The organism is Methylocystis sp. Uni0008 (genome assembly GCF_056838045.1).
The window spans coordinates 3307889-3324152 of record NZ_CM166370.1 but is presented as its reverse complement, the minus strand read 5'-3'; the positions used below and the strand labels follow the sequence as shown (position 1 = coordinate 3324152).

At 65.0% G+C, this 16264-nt stretch carries 13 protein-coding genes; 7 read left to right on the top strand and 6 right to left on the bottom strand.

Annotated features, from left to right (window positions below):
* Window position 1 precedes the first annotated feature (1 nt).
* Complete coding sequence (locus AC0X69_RS16585; protein WP_482608936.1) at window positions 2-1033, bottom strand: YheT family hydrolase; 1032 nt, start codon at window positions 1031-1033, stop codon at window positions 2-4.
* A gap of 233 nt (window positions 1034-1266) precedes the next feature.
* On the opposite strand from AC0X69_RS16585, the gene recA reads away from it, so the two are divergent.
* From recA to AC0X69_RS16570, 3 genes are all read left to right on the top strand, one after another.
* Window positions 1267-2331: a recombinase RecA gene (gene recA, locus AC0X69_RS16580; RefSeq protein ID WP_482608934.1), complete on the top strand. Its 1065-nt coding sequence runs from the start codon at window positions 1267-1269 to the stop codon at window positions 2329-2331.
* Window positions 2332-2648: 317 nt separating this feature from the next.
* Entirely contained in the window at window positions 2649-5321 is a 2673-nt protein-coding gene (alaS, locus tag AC0X69_RS16575) for an alanine--tRNA ligase (RefSeq protein WP_482608932.1), read from the top strand.
* The gene (locus AC0X69_RS16570; protein ID WP_482608930.1) at window positions 5318-6562 is read left to right on the top strand and encodes a cyclic nucleotide-gated ion channel; all 1245 of its coding nucleotides are present in this window, start codon (window positions 5318-5320) and stop codon (window positions 6560-6562) included. The genes alaS and AC0X69_RS16570 overlap by 4 nt, the downstream gene beginning before the upstream one ends.
* A 221-nt stretch (window positions 6563-6783) precedes the next feature.
* Here the strand turns inward: AC0X69_RS16570 and AC0X69_RS16565 are convergent, their stop codons facing one another.
* The 5 genes from AC0X69_RS16565 to AC0X69_RS16545 form a co-directional block, all read right to left on the bottom strand.
* Window positions 6784-7185 (bottom strand): F0F1 ATP synthase subunit epsilon, encoded by a 402-nt coding sequence (locus tag AC0X69_RS16565; RefSeq protein WP_482608928.1) that lies wholly within the window; start codon window positions 7183-7185, stop codon window positions 6784-6786.
* A 116-nt stretch (window positions 7186-7301) separates the two neighbouring features.
* Entirely contained in the window at window positions 7302-8729 is a 1428-nt protein-coding gene (gene atpD, locus AC0X69_RS16560; RefSeq protein ID WP_482608926.1) for a F0F1 ATP synthase subunit beta, read from the bottom strand.
* Between the two features lie 24 nt (window positions 8730-8753).
* Window positions 8754-9635, bottom strand: a complete 882-nt coding sequence (locus AC0X69_RS16555) for a F0F1 ATP synthase subunit gamma (RefSeq protein WP_482608924.1) — start codon at window positions 9633-9635, stop codon at window positions 8754-8756.
* A 175-nt stretch (window positions 9636-9810) separates the two neighbouring features.
* The gene (gene atpA, locus AC0X69_RS16550; protein WP_482608922.1) at window positions 9811-11340 is read right to left on the bottom strand and encodes a F0F1 ATP synthase subunit alpha; all 1530 of its coding nucleotides are present in this window, start codon (window positions 11338-11340) and stop codon (window positions 9811-9813) included.
* Window positions 11340-11903, bottom strand: coding sequence for a F0F1 ATP synthase subunit delta (locus AC0X69_RS16545; RefSeq protein WP_482608920.1), 564 nt, complete (start codon window positions 11901-11903; stop codon window positions 11340-11342). The genes atpA and AC0X69_RS16545 overlap by 1 nt, the downstream gene beginning before the upstream one ends.
* Before the next feature lie 250 nt (window positions 11904-12153).
* Here AC0X69_RS16545 and AC0X69_RS16540 point away from each other — a divergent pair, with 250 nt between their 5' ends.
* The 4 genes from AC0X69_RS16540 to AC0X69_RS16525 all read left to right on the top strand — a co-directional run bounded on the left by AC0X69_RS16540 (window position 12154) and on the right by AC0X69_RS16525 (window position 16253).
* On the top strand, window positions 12154-13029 hold the full coding sequence (locus AC0X69_RS16540) for an S-methyl-5'-thioadenosine phosphorylase (protein WP_482608918.1): 876 nt from the start codon (window positions 12154-12156) through the stop codon (window positions 13027-13029).
* 122 nt (window positions 13030-13151) lie between these two features.
* Window positions 13152-13685, top strand: a complete 534-nt coding sequence (locus AC0X69_RS16535) for a hypothetical protein (RefSeq protein WP_482608916.1) — start codon at window positions 13152-13154, stop codon at window positions 13683-13685.
* Between the two features lie 656 nt (window positions 13686-14341).
* Window positions 14342-14869, top strand: a complete 528-nt coding sequence (locus AC0X69_RS16530) for an adenine phosphoribosyltransferase (protein WP_482608914.1) — start codon at window positions 14342-14344, stop codon at window positions 14867-14869.
* A gap of 85 nt (window positions 14870-14954) precedes the next feature.
* Window positions 14955-16253, top strand: a complete 1299-nt coding sequence (locus AC0X69_RS16525) for a L,D-transpeptidase family protein (RefSeq protein WP_482608912.1) — start codon at window positions 14955-14957, stop codon at window positions 16251-16253.
* Window positions 16254-16264: the final 11 nt, after the last annotated feature.

Genomic DNA, 16264 nt, shown 5'->3' with positions numbered 1-16264 from the left:
CCTATTCCCTCTCCGATGCGCCTCGCGGCCCGAGGCCTTTTTGCTTGAGCCATTGCGCGCTCACGCGATCATGCCATGGCGTGAGACTGTCGGCGCCATGGAAGCCCATATGCCCGCCGCCGGCGGTCAGAGCGGTCTCGATGGCGGGCAGCTTCGACCAGTCGACCGCCCGATAGCACGCCGCCGGAATCCAGGGATCGTCCAGGGCCTGCAGGATCAGCGTCGGCAGCCTGGCGCCGGCGAGGAAATTCTTGGCGGCGTTCGCTTCATAATACTCCTGCGCATCCCGATAGCCGAAATGCGGGGCGACGAAGCGATCGTCGAATTCATACACGCTGCGCGCGCCGGCGATCGCGGCGCGTTCCGCCGTGGTGAGGTCGGCGCTGGGCGCGAGCGCCTCGCGCTTCATCTCATCGAGCATGTAGCGATGATAGGCGAAATTGCGGGGTGCCATCATCCGGGCGCAGGTCGCCGCGAGATCGATCGGCGTCGACACCGCGACGGCCGCGCGCACCGGCAGATCATGGCCGCCCTCGCCGACGAATTTCAGCACGAGATTGCCGCCGAGCGAATTGCCGAGGAGCACGATCCCATGTCGCACGAGATCGGCGGGCAACGCGCGAAGCGCCGCGGCGAGATCATCGGTCTTGCCGGCGTGGTAGCGCCCGCCCGAGGTCGGGCGCGAGGGTTGCGCGCCTCTGAGATTGAGGCGCAGGACGGGCCAGCCCTCGCCGACGAAATAGCGCGCGGTGGCGACGCCGTGGCGGCTCGATTCGGAGCCGGCGAGCCCATGCGCCACAACGATCAGCGGCGCGCCGGTTTCCGTGGCCGGACGGTCAAGCCGCGCCGCGAGCCTGTCGCCGTCGGGCATGGCGAGCAGCAGCCGCTCGCCGCCGATAAGCTCCGGCGGCCCGCCGACGATGATGTTGCGCAGCGTCTGCAGATCGCCGCCGAACCACGGCGCCCGCTCGCGGAAGGGGGGAAGAGCCGCGTGTGGAGCGGAAGGTTCAATCGGCATACGCTTGGCCCACATCTAGAGGCTTTCTCCACGCCAGCCCTTCAACGTCGGTGTTTAGCTTTAACCAAGAAAGCGATGTCGCATCATTCGAACAAAAAAAGAACTTGGCAAAAAGAACAAATCATGCACACTGGAGTTCAGGGTCAGGCGCGCCAGTCCCCTTCTTGCTTTCGCGCCCTTGACCCACGACGCCCTCGCAGCGGCCGTTGCGTGCGCCTAGCTAACCGTGTCAGAAGGAATTTTCAGCCGTGAGCCAAGCCAACCTCCGCCTCGTGGAAGGGACTTCCGTGGACAAGACCAAGGCGCTGGACGCCGCGCTGTCGCAGATCGAGCGCGCCTTCGGCAAGGGCTCGATCATGCGGCTCGGCAAGAACCAGAAGGCCGTCGAGATCGAGACGATCTCCACCGGCTCGCTCGGGCTCGACATCGCGCTCGGCGTCGGCGGCCTGCCGCGCGGCCGCGTCGTTGAAATCTACGGCCCGGAATCCTCGGGCAAGACCACCCTGACGCTGCACGTCATCGCCGAGGCGCAGAAGGCGGGCGGCGTCTGCGCTTTCGTCGACGCCGAACATGCGCTCGATCCCGTCTATGCCCGCAAGCTCGGCGTCAATCTCGAGGAACTCTTAATTTCGCAGCCCGACACCGGCGAGCAGGCGCTCGAGATCACCGACACGCTGGTCCGCTCCGGCGCCGTCGACGTGCTCGTCGTCGATTCGGTCGCGGCGCTGACCCCGCGCGCGGAAATCGAGGGCGAGATGGGCGAGGTGCAGCCCGGCCTGCAGGCGCGGCTGATGAGCCAGGCGCTGCGCAAGCTCACCGCCTCGATCGCCCGCTCCAACACGCTCGTCATCTTCATCAACCAGATCCGCATGAAGATCGGCGTGATGTATGGTTCGCCCGAGACGACCACCGGCGGCAACGCGCTGAAATTCTACGCCTCGGTGCGTCTCGACATCCGCCGCATCGGCGCGATCAAGGACCGTGACGAGGCGATCGGCAACCAGACCCGCGTCAAAGTGGTGAAGAACAAGGTCGCCCCGCCGTTCAAGCAGGTCGAATTCGACATCATGTATGGCGAGGGCGTCTCCAAAATGGGCGAATTGATCGACCTCGGCGTCAAGGCCGGCGTCGTCGAGAAATCGGGCGCCTGGTTCTCCTACGACAGCCAGAGGCTCGGCCAGGGCCGCGAGAACGCCAAGACGTTCCTCAAGCAGAACCCCGAGGCGGCGCAGCACATCGAGCAGGCGATCCGCGAGAACGCCGGGTTGATCGCCGAGCGCATTCTCGATGCGGCGCAGGACGACGACGAATAGGCCTATCCGGGTCCCCTCGCGATCCGGTCGACTGAAGCGCGCCTGGCGCGCGCTTCAGCGACGTCGCGACCAAGGGCGGGAGGCGGGCGCCGGCGAATCGGCGCCTGCCTCCCGCCATTGCCGTTTGGCCCTGAAACTGTCATATCGCCCATGACGAAGCGCGCGAGGCGCCGCCTGCCGCAGCCTTCGCCGCAACCTCGGGCCGTCGCCTGTTTCGTTGAAACGAAAAGCCGCTCCAGGTTATTGTTTTAACGCGTCTCCCGCATCGGCGCAGAAGCCGCTTTCGCGCGAAGACGCATTCAGCGAGCCGTGACCGCATGAGTGGCGTCAACCAGATCCGCACCGCCTTTCTCGACTATTTCGCGCACAAGGGGCACGAGAAGGTCCCCTCGTCCTCGCTCGTCCCGCACAACGACCCGACGTTGATGTTCACCAACGCCGGCATGGTGCAATTCAAGAACGTGTTCACCGGCGTCGAGAAGCGCCCCTATGCGCGCGCCGCGTCGGCGCAGAAATGCGTGCGCGCCGGCGGCAAGCACAATGACCTCGACAATGTCGGCTATACCGCGCGCCATCACACCTTCTTCGAGATGCTCGGCAATTTCTCCTTCGGAGATTATTTCAAGGAAGGCGCGATCGAACTCGCCTGGACGCTGATCACGCGCGAATTCGGCCTCAACGTCGACCGGCTGCTCGTCACCGTCTACCACGACGACGACGAGGCCTATGATCTGTGGAAGAAGATCGCCGGCTTCTCTGACGAGCGCATCATCCGCATCGCCAGCTCCGACAATTTCTGGAGCATGGGCGACACCGGCCCCTGCGGCCCCTGCTCGGAGATTTTCTACGACCAGGGCGAGGCGCTCGCCGGCGGGCCGCCCGGCAGTCCGGACGAGGATGGCGACCGGTTCCTGGAGTTCTGGAACCTCGTGTTCATGCAATATGAGCAGGTGGCGCCCGGCCAGCGCGCGCCGCTGCCACGCCCCTCGATCGACACCGGCATGGGCTTGGAGCGCATCGCCGCGCTGATGCAGGGCGTGACCTCCAATTACGACATCGATCTTTTCCGCGCGCTGACCGGCGCCGTCGCCGATTTCACCGGCGTTGCCGCCGACGGGCCGCAGGGCGCGAGCCATCGCGTCATCGCCGACCATCTGCGCGCCTCCTCCTTCCTCGTCGCCGACGGCGTGACGCCCTCGAACGAAGGCCGCGGCTATGTGCTGCGCCGGATCATGCGCCGCGCCATGCGGCATGCGCAGCTGCTCGGCGCCAAAGAGCCGCTGATGTGGAAGCTCGCGCCGACGCTCGTCGCCGAGATGGGCCAGGCCTATCCGGAGCTCGTTCGCGCGCAGGCGCTCATCGCCGATACGTTGCTCACCGAAGAGACGCGCTTTCGCGCGACGCTGGCGCGCGGCCTCGCGATCCTCGACGAGGAAACGGCGGCGCTCGGAGCCGGCGCGAAGCTCTCCGGCGAAACGGCGTTCAAGCTCTACGACACCTATGGCTTCCCGCTCGATCTCACCGAGGACGCGCTGCGCCCGCGCGGCATCGGCGTCGACAAGGAGGTGTTCAACGCGGCGATGGAGCGCCAGCGCGCCGAAGCGCGCAAGGCCTGGTCCGGCTCCGGCGAAACCGCGACCGAGGCGCTGTGGTTTGCGCTGAAGGAGCGTCTCGGCGCGACCGAATTTCTGGGCTACGAGACGGAAAGAAGCGAGGGCGTCGTCACCGCCATCCTTCATGACGGCGCCGAGGCCTTTTCATTAAAGGAAGGCGCGCGCGGGGCGGTGATTCTCAATCAGACGCCCTTCTACGGCGAATCGGGCGGGCAGGTCGGCGACGTCGGCGTGATGCGCGCCCGCGGCGTGCGGTTTAGGGTCGAGAATACGCTCAAAAAGCTCGGCGATCTCATCGTTCACGAGGGCGTCGTCGAGGAAGGCGAGATCACGCCCGGCCTCGCGCTCGAACTCGACGTCGAGCACGAGCGGCGCAAGCAGTCCCGCGCCAATCACTCGGCGACGCATATTCTGCATGAGGCGCTGCGCCAGGTGCTCGGCGACCATGTCGCGCAAAAGGGATCGCTCGTCGCGCCGGACCGCCTGCGCTTCGACTTCACCCATCCCAAGCCCCTCACCGAAGAGGAGCTGGCGCGCGTGGAGACGCTCGCCAACGAAATCGTTCAGGACAATGCGCCGGTCGAGACCCGTGTGATGGCGCAAGACGACGCGATCCGATCCGGGGCGCGCGCGCTCTTTGGCGAGAAATACGGCGACGAAGTGCGCGTCGTCTCGATGGGCCCGCTGCGACCCGGCGCCGCGCACCCCTTCTCCGTCGAACTGTGCGGCGGCACGCATGTCGGCCGCACCGGCGACATCGGCCTCATCGCCATCGTCGGCGAGGGCGCGGTCGCCTCTGGCGTGCGCCGCATCGAGGCGCGCACCGCCGAGGGCGCGCGGAGCCAGCTCGTCTCGCAGTCGCGCGCGCTGCGCGACATGGCGGCGCTGATGCGCGCGCCGGTCGAAGACGCGCCGACGCGGCTTGCCACGCTCATCGAAGAGCGCAAGCGGCTGGAGCGCGAACTCGCCGAAACCAAGCGCAAGCTGGCGATGGGCGGCGGCGCGGGCGACGGCGCCGCGGAGAAGCCGCGCGACATCGGCGGCGTCAAGCTGCTGGCGCGGGCGGTGGAAGGCATCGAGGCCAAGGATCTGAAGTCGATGGTCGACGACGCCAAGAAGGCGATCGGCTCGGGCGTCGTCGCCATCGCCAGCGCCTCGCCCGACGGCAAGGCCGGCATCGTCGTCGGCGTCACCGACGATCTCACCGGGAAATACAGCGCCGTGGATTTCGTCCGCGCCGCGAGCGTCAAGCTCGGCGGCAAGGGCGGCGGCGGCCGGCCGGATCTCGCCCAGGCGGGCGGCCCTGACGCCACCGCCATCGATCAGGCGCTCGCCTCGGTCGAGGACGCGCTGCGCGGAAAAGCGGCCGCGCCATGAGCGAGCCGGACCGGCGGCGCGGTCTGGCTTTGTTGCGGCGGCGCGTCCACGTCGTCCTGGACGGCGGCAGTCATGACCGCGTCGCGCGCATCGTTCACCGCGCGCTGATCGGGCTCGTGCTGCTCTCGGTCGTTTCGGTGATTTTCGAATCGGTGCCCGAATATGGCGAGCGCTACGCCCGCGTCTTCAACGTCATCGAATATGTCGCGGTCGCCGCCTTCACGCTCGAATATACGCTGCGCGTCTGGTGCGCGCCCGAACACGCGCTTTACGCCGATCGCTCGCCGACGGCGGCCAGGATCGCCTTCATCGGGTCGGTCTGGGCGCTGATCGATCTCGCCGCCTTCCTGCCCTTCTATCTTTCGTTCTACTTTTCGGCGGATCTGCGCGTCTTCTTGATGCTGCGTCTGCTGCGGTTCTTCAAATTCGCGCGCTATTCGCCCGGCATCCGCACCTTGCTCGCGGTGATCGAGGCCGAGCGCAAGGCGCTGCTCGCCTGGCTGATCATTCTGTTCGGCGCGGTGCTGTTCTTTTCAACCGCCATGCATCTCGCCGAACACGAGGCGCAGCCCGAAAAATTCGGCACCATTCCGGACGCCATGTGGTGGGCGGTGGAAACGGTGACGACCGTGGGCTATGGCGAAGTCATTCCGCTGACGCTCGCGGGAAAGCTCATCGCCTCCTTCGCCATGGTGACGGGCTTTCTGCTGCTGGGATTGCCGGTGGGCATCCTCGCGACCGCCTTCGCCGAAGAGATTCACCGCCGCGAATTCGTCGTGACCTGGACGATGGTGGCAAGCGTGCCGCTGTTTCGCGGAATCGACGCGACGGGCATCGCCGAGATCATGCGCTACCTTCGGGCGCAGTCCATACCGCGCGGCGCATTGATCGTGCGCAAGGGCGATCCCGCGCATTCCATGTATTTCATCGCCGAGGGCGAAGTCGAGGTCGAACTGCCTCACGAGAATGTCAGGCTCGGGGTAGGACAGTTCTTCGGCGAGGTCGCCGTTCTGCAAAAGACGTCGCGCACCGCCGACGTGCGGGCGACGGCGGCGACGAAGCTGCTTGTCCTCGACGCCTATGACCTGCAGACGCTGACGAATCGCAATCCGGAAATTGGAGACGCGATACGCGCGGTGGCGCAGTCGCGCTCCGAACTCGCGCCGGCGGAGCGGCGCGGCGACATCATCGACGCCGAGCTCGAGGAGACGACGGCGTCAGATGAGGTGGGCGAGGCGTAAACCGCGCCGTGGACATAGAAGCGCGCGCTTTCCGCCGTCATGGCCGGGCTTTTCCCGGCCATCCGCGCCGAGGGATGCGCAAACGTCGATTAGGAGCGAAGCCGCATCACGTGGATGCGCGCGACAAGCGCGGGCATGACGCGGAGAGGAAGCGCCTAACGCCGAACGAGAATTGGCGTAGCAGGCGGGTCTAACGCCAGAGGCCGATCGCCAGCGATCGCTCAGCCGCCGATCGCCGCGCGCAATTCCTGCAGCTGCGCGAGCTTGTCGGATGCGGCGAGGCGCGCTTCGTCGGACTTGGCGTCGGCGATGTCTTCGCGCGCGTTCTGGATGTCGGCGTCGACCCTGGCGAGGTCGATCTCGGCGAGCGGGATCGCCTGTTCGGCGAGAATGGTAAAGCCGGACGCGTTGACGTCGGCGAAGCCGCCGCGCACGAACAGCTTCTCGACCTTGCCGTCGCCGCCGGCCACCGTCACGACGCCGGCCTTCAGCGTGGTCATCACCGGGGCATGGTCCTTGAGCACGGTGAACTGGCCGTCGGCGCCGGGCGCGACAACCGATTCGACCTCGCCGGAGAAGAGGTGCTTCTCGGGAGACACGAGTTCGAAATGGAATGCGGCCATGACTCTCTCCGACGGCGCTCTATGCTCTTGCCCGTCATGGCCGGGCTCGACCCGGCCATCCACGAAAACCTATTAGCGGATGGCCGGAACAAGTCCGGCCATGACGCTTCTGAAAACTAAGCCGCTTCCTTGGCGAGCTTGGCGGCCTTTTCGACCGCCTCTTCGATCGAGCCGACCATGTAGAAGGCAGCCTCCGGCAGGTGGTCGTATTCGCCTTCGACGAGGCCCTTGAAGCCCTTGATCGTATCGGCGAGCGCGACGAGCTTGCCCGGCGAGCCGGTGAACACTTCCGCGACGTGGAAGGGCTGCGACAGGAAGCGCTCGATCTTGCGGGCGCGGGCGACGACGAGCTTGTCCTCTTCCGAAAGCTCGTCCATGCCGAGAATCGCGATGATGTCCTGCAGCGACTTGTAACGCTGCAGCGTCGACTGCACCTTGCGCGCGACGTCGTAATGCTCTTCGCCGACGATCGCCGGGGACAGCATGCGCGAGGTCGAGTCGAGCGGGTCGACCGCCGGATAGATGCCCTTCTCGGCGATCGAACGCGACAACACGGTCGTCGCGTCCAAGTGCGCGAAGGAGGTGGCTGGCGCCGGATCGGTCAAGTCGTCGGCCGGAACGTAAATCGCCTGCACCGAGGTGATCGAACCCTTGGTCGTCGTGGTGATGCGCTCCTGCAGCGCGCCCATGTCCGTCGCGAGCGTCGGCTGATAGCCGACCGCCGAGGGGATGCGGCCGAGAAGCGCCGAGACTTCCGAACCCGCCTGGGTGAAGCGGAAGATGTTGTCGACGAAGAACAGCACGTCCATGCCGCGGTCGCGGAAATCCTCGGCGACCGTCAGGCCCGAAAGCGCGACGCGCATGCGCGCGCCCGGCGGCTCGTTCATCTGGCCGTAGACCAGCGCGCATTTCGAACCTTCGCCGCCGCCCTTCTTGTTGACGCCGCCCTCGATCATCTCGTGATAGAGGTCGTTGCCCTCGCGGGTGCGCTCGCCGACGCCGGCGAAGACGGAGTAACCGCCATGCGCCTTGGCGATGTTGTTGATCAGCTCCATGATCAGCACGGTCTTGCCGACGCCCGCGCCGCCGAAGAGGCCGATCTTGCCGCCCTTGGCGTAGGGCGCGAGCAGATCGACGACCTTGATGCCGGTTTCGAGAATCTGCGCTTCGGTCGCCTGCTCCGAATAGGAGGGCGCCGGCTGGTGGATCGCGCGGGTCTTGCCGGTGTTGAGCGGACCGGCCTCGTCGACCGGCTCGCCGATGACGTTGATGATGCGGCCAAGCGTCTCGTCGCCGACCGGAACCGAAATCGGCGCGCCGGTGTCGCTGACTTCCTGACCGCGCACCAGGCCTTCGGACGAGTCCATGGCGATGGTGCGAACGGAATTTTCGCCAAGATGCTGCGCGACTTCGAGAACCAGGCGATTGCCCTGGTTCGTCGTCTCGAGGGCGTTCAAAATCTCAGGCAGATGCCCGTCGAACTGCACGTCGACGACGGCGCCGATGACTTGGGTGATGCGCCCGCTGGGCTTATTGGCGGCCATGTTTGGTCCTCGTCCTAAAATGCCTCAGAGCGCCTCGGCGCCCGAGATGATTTCGATGAGCTCCTTGGTGATCATCGCCTGACGCGACCTGTTGTAGATCGTCGTCTGCTTCTTGATCATGTCGCCGGCGTTGCGCGTGGCGTTGTCCATCGCGCTCATGCGGGCGCCTTGTTCGGAGGCGGCGTTTTCGAGCAGCGCGCGGAACACCTGCACGGAGATGTTGCGGGGCAGCAGCGTCGAAAGAATCTCGTCCTGCCCCGGCTCATATTCATAGGAAGGCTGCGGGCCTTCGACGGCCGGCGCGTTTTCATTCGATGGGATCTGCGCCGGGATGAGCTGCTGCGCAGTCGGAATCTGAGAGATCACCGATTTGAAACGCGAGAAGAACAGCGTCGCGACGTCGAAGTCGCCTTCCTCGAACATGCGGATGATCTTCTTGCCGATCTCGTCGGCGTTGTCGAAACCGATCTGCTTGACGCCGCGCAGCTCGATGAGTTCGATGATGTTGCGCTCATACTGGCGGCGGAGCTGCTCGTAGCCCTTCTTACCCACGCAGAGGATCTTGACGGTCTTGCCCTGATCCTGGAGCCGCGCGACATGCTCGCGGGCGAGACGCACGATCGAGGAGTTGAAGGCGCCGCAGAGGCCGCGCTCGGCGGTGGCGACAATCAGCAGATGCGTGTCGTCCTTGCCGTTGCCGGCCAGAAGCGGCGGTCCGCCCGCCGTCACGCCGGAGGCGAGATTGGCGAGCACCGATTCCATGCGCTCTGCGTAGGGCCGCGCCGCTTCCGCCGCGGACTGGGCGCGGCGCAGCTTGGCGGCGGCGACCATCTGCATGGCCTTGGTGATCTTCTGCGTCGCCTTGACGGAAGAGATGCGGTTTCTGAGATCCTTCAGCGAGGGCATATCGTTTTGCCTGTCTCGGTTCACCAACGCCCGTCATCGCCGGGCCTGTCCCGGCATCCGCCGGCACGTTCTGAATGCACCCAGAAAACGATGCGCGTGAACGCATCTTTTTCCGCTTAACCGCGCTTTGCCTCACGCGCAAATGGCCGGGACAGGCCCGGCCACGACGTCGCCGCTAAGCGAAGCTCTTGGCGAAGCTCTCGACGACGCTCTTGAGTTTCGCCGCCGTGTCGTCGGTCAGATCCTTCGTCGAGCGAATGCTCTCGAGGATGTCGCTGTGCTGCGAGCGCAGCAGCGCGAGAAGGCCGTCCTCGAAAGCGCGCACGCGGTTGACCGGCAGCGGATCGAGATAGCCGTTGACCCCGGCATAGATCACGCAGGTCTGCTCTTCCATCTTCAGCGGCGAGAACTGCGGCTGCTTCAGGAGTTCGGTCAGCCGCGCGCCGCGATTCAAGAGGCGCTGCGTCACCGCATCGAGGTCGGAGCCGAACTGCGCGAAGGCCGCCATTTCGCGGTATTGCGCGAGTTCGCCCTTGATCTTGCCGGCGACCTTCTTCGTCGCCTTGGTCTGCGCCGACGAGCCGACGCGAGAGACCGAAAGGCCGACGTTCACGGCAGGACGAATGCCCTGGTAGAAGAGATCCGTCTCCAGGAAGATCTGGCCGTCGGTGATCGAGATGACGTTCGTCGGAATATAGGCCGACACGTCGTTCGCCTGCGTCTCGATGACCGGCAGCGCGGTCAGCGAGCCAGCGCCGCGATCGTCCGAAAGCTTCGCGGCGCGCTCGAGCAGGCGCGAATGCAGATAGAAGACGTCGCCCGGATAGGCTTCGCGGCCCGGCGGGCGGCGCAGCAGCAGCGACATCTGGCGGTAGGCGACGGCCTGTTTCGACAGATCGTCATAGATGATGACGGCGTGCATGCCGTTATCGCGGAAATACTCGCCCATCGCGCAGCCGGAGAAGGGCGCAAGGAACTGCATCGGCGCCGGATCGGAAGCCGTCGCGGCGACGATGATCGAATAGTCGAGCGCGCCGCGCTCCTCGAGCACCTTGACGAATTGCGCGACCGTCGAGCGCTTCTGGCCGATGGCGACATAGACGCAGTAGAGCTTCGCCTTCTCGTCGTCGCCGTCGTTCAAGGACTTCTGGTTGAGGATCGTGTCGAGCGCGATCGCGGTCTTGCCGGTCTGGCGGTCGCCGATGATGAGTTCGCGCTGGCCGCGGCCGATCGGGATCAGCGCGTCGACGGCCTTGAGGCCCGTGGCCATCGGCTCATGCACGGATTTGCGTGGAATGATGCCGGGCGCCTTGACGTCGACGCGCGCGCGCTGCGCCGTCTTGATCGGGCCCTTGCCGTCGATCGGATTGCCGAGCGCGTCGACGACGCGGCCGAGAAGCTCCTTACCGACCGGCACGTCGACGATCGCGCCGGTGCGCTTGACCGTCTGGCCTTCCTTAATGTCGCGGTCGGAGCCGAAAATCACGATGCCGACGTTGTCGGTTTCGAGATTGAGCGCCATGCCGCGCACGCCGTTCTCGAATTCGACCGTCTCGCCGGCCTGCACATTGTCGAGTCCGTAGACGCGCGCGATGCCGTCGCCGACGGAGAGAACCTGGCCGACCTCGGTGACCTCGGCCTCGGCGCCAAAGTTGGCGATCTCCTTCTTGAGGATCGCGGAAATTTCTGCGGCGCGGATATCCATCAGCCGACCTCTTTCATGCGTGTGCGGATTGAGTTGAGCTTGGTGCGAACGGAAGCGTCGACCATGCGCGAACCGAGTTTGACGATCAGGCCGCCGATGATCGACGGATCTGTTTTGATGTTGAGATCGATGGTCTTGCCGCCGGTGACGCCGGCGAGCGCGTCGCGCAGCGCGGCTTCATGATCGGGTTTCAGCGGCGCCGCGATGGTCACGTCGGCGCGCACCAGACCCTTCGCCTTGTCGTGCAGACGGCGATAGGCGGCGATCATGTCGGCGATGACGAAGAGGCGCCGCTTGGCGGCGACGAGCCGGATGAAATTGGCGGCGATGCCAGAGATCTGCCCCTTGTTGAGAACCGGCTCGAGGGCGTCGATCTGCTCCTTGGCGGAGAACACCGGGCTTTTCACCATGCGCTTGAGATCGTCGCTGCCGTCGAGCAAAACCTTGAATCGATCGAGCGCCGCGGCGACCTCATCGGCGGCGTGTTTCTCCGTCGCCAAATCATAGAGGGCGGAGGCGTAGCGACCCGCAACGCCCGATAGGGAATCTCCGTCTTGAGCCACCTGGTTCGCTCGTCAATCTACGCCGATTTGAGAACGCCGCTCGCTGTGCAAATCGCACGTTCGCGACGATTAAGCGGTTAGCCTCAAACGACGGATGCTGTAGGAAAAGGAACGGGGGCGGCTGCGCCCCAGTTCCAAGGCGAGCGTCCCCTAACACAGGCGTTTTAGGGGCGCAACCCTGTCACATTGCCGCGATTTTCGGCGCCGGCTTTTCGCCGGTCAAGCAATAGCCAAGCAGGAGAGGTGGTTCATGACCAGAGCGGTCGTCGGAATAATCGGCGGGTCAGGCGTTTATGATTTGCCCGGAATGACCAACATACGCCGCGAGCGCGTCGCGACGCCCTGGGGCGCGCCGTCCGACGAACTCGTCTTCGGCGAGCTGGGCGGCACGCAGGCGGTCTTTTTGCCGCGGCACGGGCGCGGCCACCGGCTCTCCCCCTCGACGATCAACTACCGCGCCAATATCGACGCCTTGAAGCGCGCCGGCGTCACCGACCTGATTTCGGTCTCGGCCTGCGGCTCGTTCAAATCCGAGCTGTTTCCGGGGTTGTTCGTGCTGATCGATCAATTCGTCGACCGCACCTTCGCCAGGCAGTCCTCCTTCTTTGGCGACGGCTGCGTCGCCCATGTGTCGATGGCGCATCCGATCGCCCCTCTACTTTCCGCGCGCATCGGCGCCGCGGCGAAGGCCGAGAACATCGAACACGTCGCCGGCGGAACCTATGTCTGCATGGAAGGCCCGCAGTTTTCGTCCTACGCCGAATCGCTCACCTACAAGGCTGCCGGCTATGACGTGATCGGCATGACGGCGATGCCGGAAGCCAAGCTCGCGCGCGAGGCGGAAATCTCCTACGCGACGGTCGCCATGGTGACCGATTTCGACTGCTGGCATCCCGAGCACGACAATGTCGACATCGCCTCGGTGATCGCGGTGGTTCAGAAGAACTCGGCGACCGTCGCGCGTCTGCTGGCGCGGGTGTTGGCGGAGTTTCCGCGCGAGCACGAACCCTGCCCGATCGGCTCCGACCGCGCGCTGGAGAACGCCATCGTCACCGCCCCCGATGCGCGCGATCCGGAACTGCTCAAGAAGCTCGACGCGGTGATGAAGCGGGTGAATGGGGGGTAGGCAGTGAGGCAGCGATTACAACGGCGCCACAGGATGACAAATATCACGCTGTGAACCTTATCGCAGGTGGGGGACGCTATTAGACTCTCCTTGTGAGACTTCGAGTCAGCAGGAGCACAGGTTTGAGGGCTGGCAGCACGGATTTTCGACGACTTGGATCACAACAAGAAGCCGAAAAATATTACTTTGACCTCTTTCGACAAGCATCCGGTTTGGTTGCTATACCCGACTACGGCGACAAGCCGGATGTGATCCTTCATCTCGACCGAAAAATCGGTGTGGAGATCACCAATCTTTACGTTCGTCCCGGCTCCGACGACGCCAGCGAACAGCGCCAAAGAGAACGGCGAACGAAGGTTGTAGCCGCTGCGCAGAGCCACTACCGCCAAATGGGTGGACGCGACTTCGAGCTTACAATTCAATTCAATGCAAAGTCCCCCATACGATCCCGGCGTATGGCTGCCCTCACCACTGAATTGGCGGACCTTGCAAGTCGGATCGAGAGACATTCAACAGGACCCATCGACCCTGAAGTTTTTGCGACCTCTCCTGAGCTGCTGACCGTGTATCTGAACGCGCGGGAGTATCCCGATCCCAGATGGCCAATTGCTCAGGTTTACACGCTCGACTTTATCTCTCCGCAAACTTTTGACTGACATTCTCCGCGAGAAAGAAGCAAAGGCCCTAGAATACCAGCCATGTGATGCATACTGGCTTTGATCATCGTTGACTGGGTTGATCGCGCTCAGGATCAGGAGATCACGGTCAATGTTCCAATGTTAACGTCGCAAATTTTCGAACGCGTCATTCTTTATAAACCAGACTTCAACGAGATAGTTGACGCTTGTTCTCGATGAGCATTTCGCGTCCTGGCGTTTCCATCCATTACAAAAGGTAAAGCTATTGCAGTCGACCCTATAAAGGCAGCGGCAAAGGCAGCAGCGAATTTCAGGCGTTTGCAAATCCCTCCCCTTTACGGCAAATCCCTCCCCTTTACGGGGAGGGTGGCCCCGCGAAGCGGGGTCGGGTGGGGTAACATCCACCCGATTTTGCGCGTCGAGAACCCCACCCGTCGGCTCGCAGCCAAGTTTACGCAGGCTGCGTAAACTTGGCTGCGCCCGCCGACCTCCCCGCAAGGGGGAGGTATGAATGCCAATTGCACAAGATCGATGTATCGTTGTTCGCCAGATGCCGTGATTGAGCACCCCCAATTTGCGCCCTGCCCCGCCCTGCGTGTATCTCTGCGAGCGTGGCGGTTACGCCATCTCCATCCCTGCGCGGCGATCTTCGCCGCTGATCCGAAGGCTGTCTCATGCCGCTCGCCGACGCCATTCGCACCATTCCCGATTATCCCAAGAAGGGCATCTTGTTTCGCGACATCACCACGCTGCTCGGCGACGCCAAGGCGTTCCGCAAGGCGGTCGACGAACTCGTGCAGCCCTGGTGCGGCGACAAGATCGCCAAGGTCGCGGGCATGGAGGCGCGCGGCTTCATTCTCGGCGGCGCGGTGGCGCATCAGCTTTCCGCCGGCTTCATCCCGATCCGCAAGAAGGGCAAGCTGCCGCATCGCACGGTTTCGGTCGCCTATGAGCTCGAATATGGCGTCGACGAAATGGAGATGCATGAAGACGCGGTCTCTCCCGGCGAGCGCGTGATCCTCGTCGACGACCTCATCGCCACCGGCGGCACCGCCGAGGGCGCGGTGAAGCTGCTGCGCCAGGCCGGCGCCGAGGTTGTCGCCGCCTGTTTCGTGATCGACCTTCCGGATCTTGCCGGCGTGAAGCGACTCGAGGCGCTCGGCGTGCCGGTGCGCACCCTCGTCGCCTTCGAAGGCCACTAATCCGCCTTTTTCCGGTGGTCTTCCTCGGCCCAGGCTCAGGTTTGGAATCTCGGCTCAGAATCTCCATGAGAGGCTGCACAGGCGCATGACGCCGCGACAGACCCAATTGGCGCTGGCGGCGATCGCCGTCGCGGCGCTCGCCGGCGGAGTCGTGGCCTTCCGCTATTTCCCGACGAGCGAGAGCAAATCGCCTGTGCTCGGCCCGGCCGCGCTCAGCGCCTGGGGCGGCGCGCTGCCGACCGGCTTGCGCCGCACCGCGCTTCGCATGCAGCCCGGCGCCTTTCCGCCCGCGCCGCCGCCCACCCCGCCCGCGGCAGCCGAGCCCTCGGCCGAAGTCGCGGCGCTGCCGCCGGGCGAGGGCATCGAAGGCTCGATCTCCTTCCCGCCCGCGCCGGCGCCCGCGCGGCCGGAGACCGTCGAGAAGGTCACGCCGCTCCCGCCCTCACGGCCCGCCAATCTCGCCGAGCTTGCGGAAAAGTTCGCGGAGGCCGCCGCCGAGGCAGCCGCGACGACTCCCGCCGAACAGCCGCAGGCCGCCGAACCCCCGGCGACGACGCCGGCCCTCGCCAATGCGCCGCTGCCGCCGGCCCGGCCGCAGGAGCCGTCCGCCAGAGCCGCGCTGGAGGGGACGCCGACGGGACCGGCGGAGCCGGCCCAGCAGCCCGCTCAGGTGGCGCGCGCCGTCGAGCCCTCCCTGCGGCCGGCGCCGGACGACGCCTTCCAGCAGGAAGCTCCGGTTCGTTACGGCATGGGCGACCAGGTCTTCGTGCGGATCTTCAAGCAGGAAGGCCAGCTCGAGCTCTGGCTGCGCAAGAACAATAGCCGCTTCTCGCTCTATAAGACCTTTCCGATCTGCAAATGGTCCGGCAAGCTCGGCCCCAAGCAAAAGGAAGCCGATTACCAGTCGCCGGAAGGCTTCTACAGCGTGTCGGCGAAGCAGCTGCATCCCCATTCCAACTACCACCGCGCCTTCAACGTCGGCTATCCGAACGCCTTCGATCGCCAGAACGGGCGGACCGGCGGGCTCGTGATGGTCCATGGCGCCTGCAAGTCGGTCGGCTGTTTCGCGATGACCGACCGTGGCATCGAGGAAATCTACGCCTTCGTCGAGGCGGCGCTGCGCGCCGGCCAGCGCGAGGTGCAGGTGCATATTTTCCCCTTCCGCCTGACCGAGCAGATGATCGCCCGGGAGACCGGCGGCAGCTGGCTCGCCTTCGTCGGCGCGGGGGGCAACTATCAGCACTGGGCCCCGTTCTGGCGCAATCTGAAGGAGGGCTACGACATCTTCGAACAGACGGGCGAACCGCCGGTGGCCTTCGCCTGCGGCGATCACTACGCATTCGGCGCGGGCGACTCCTCCTGCCGCCGCATCGCCGGCTGGTGATCGGCGCGCTA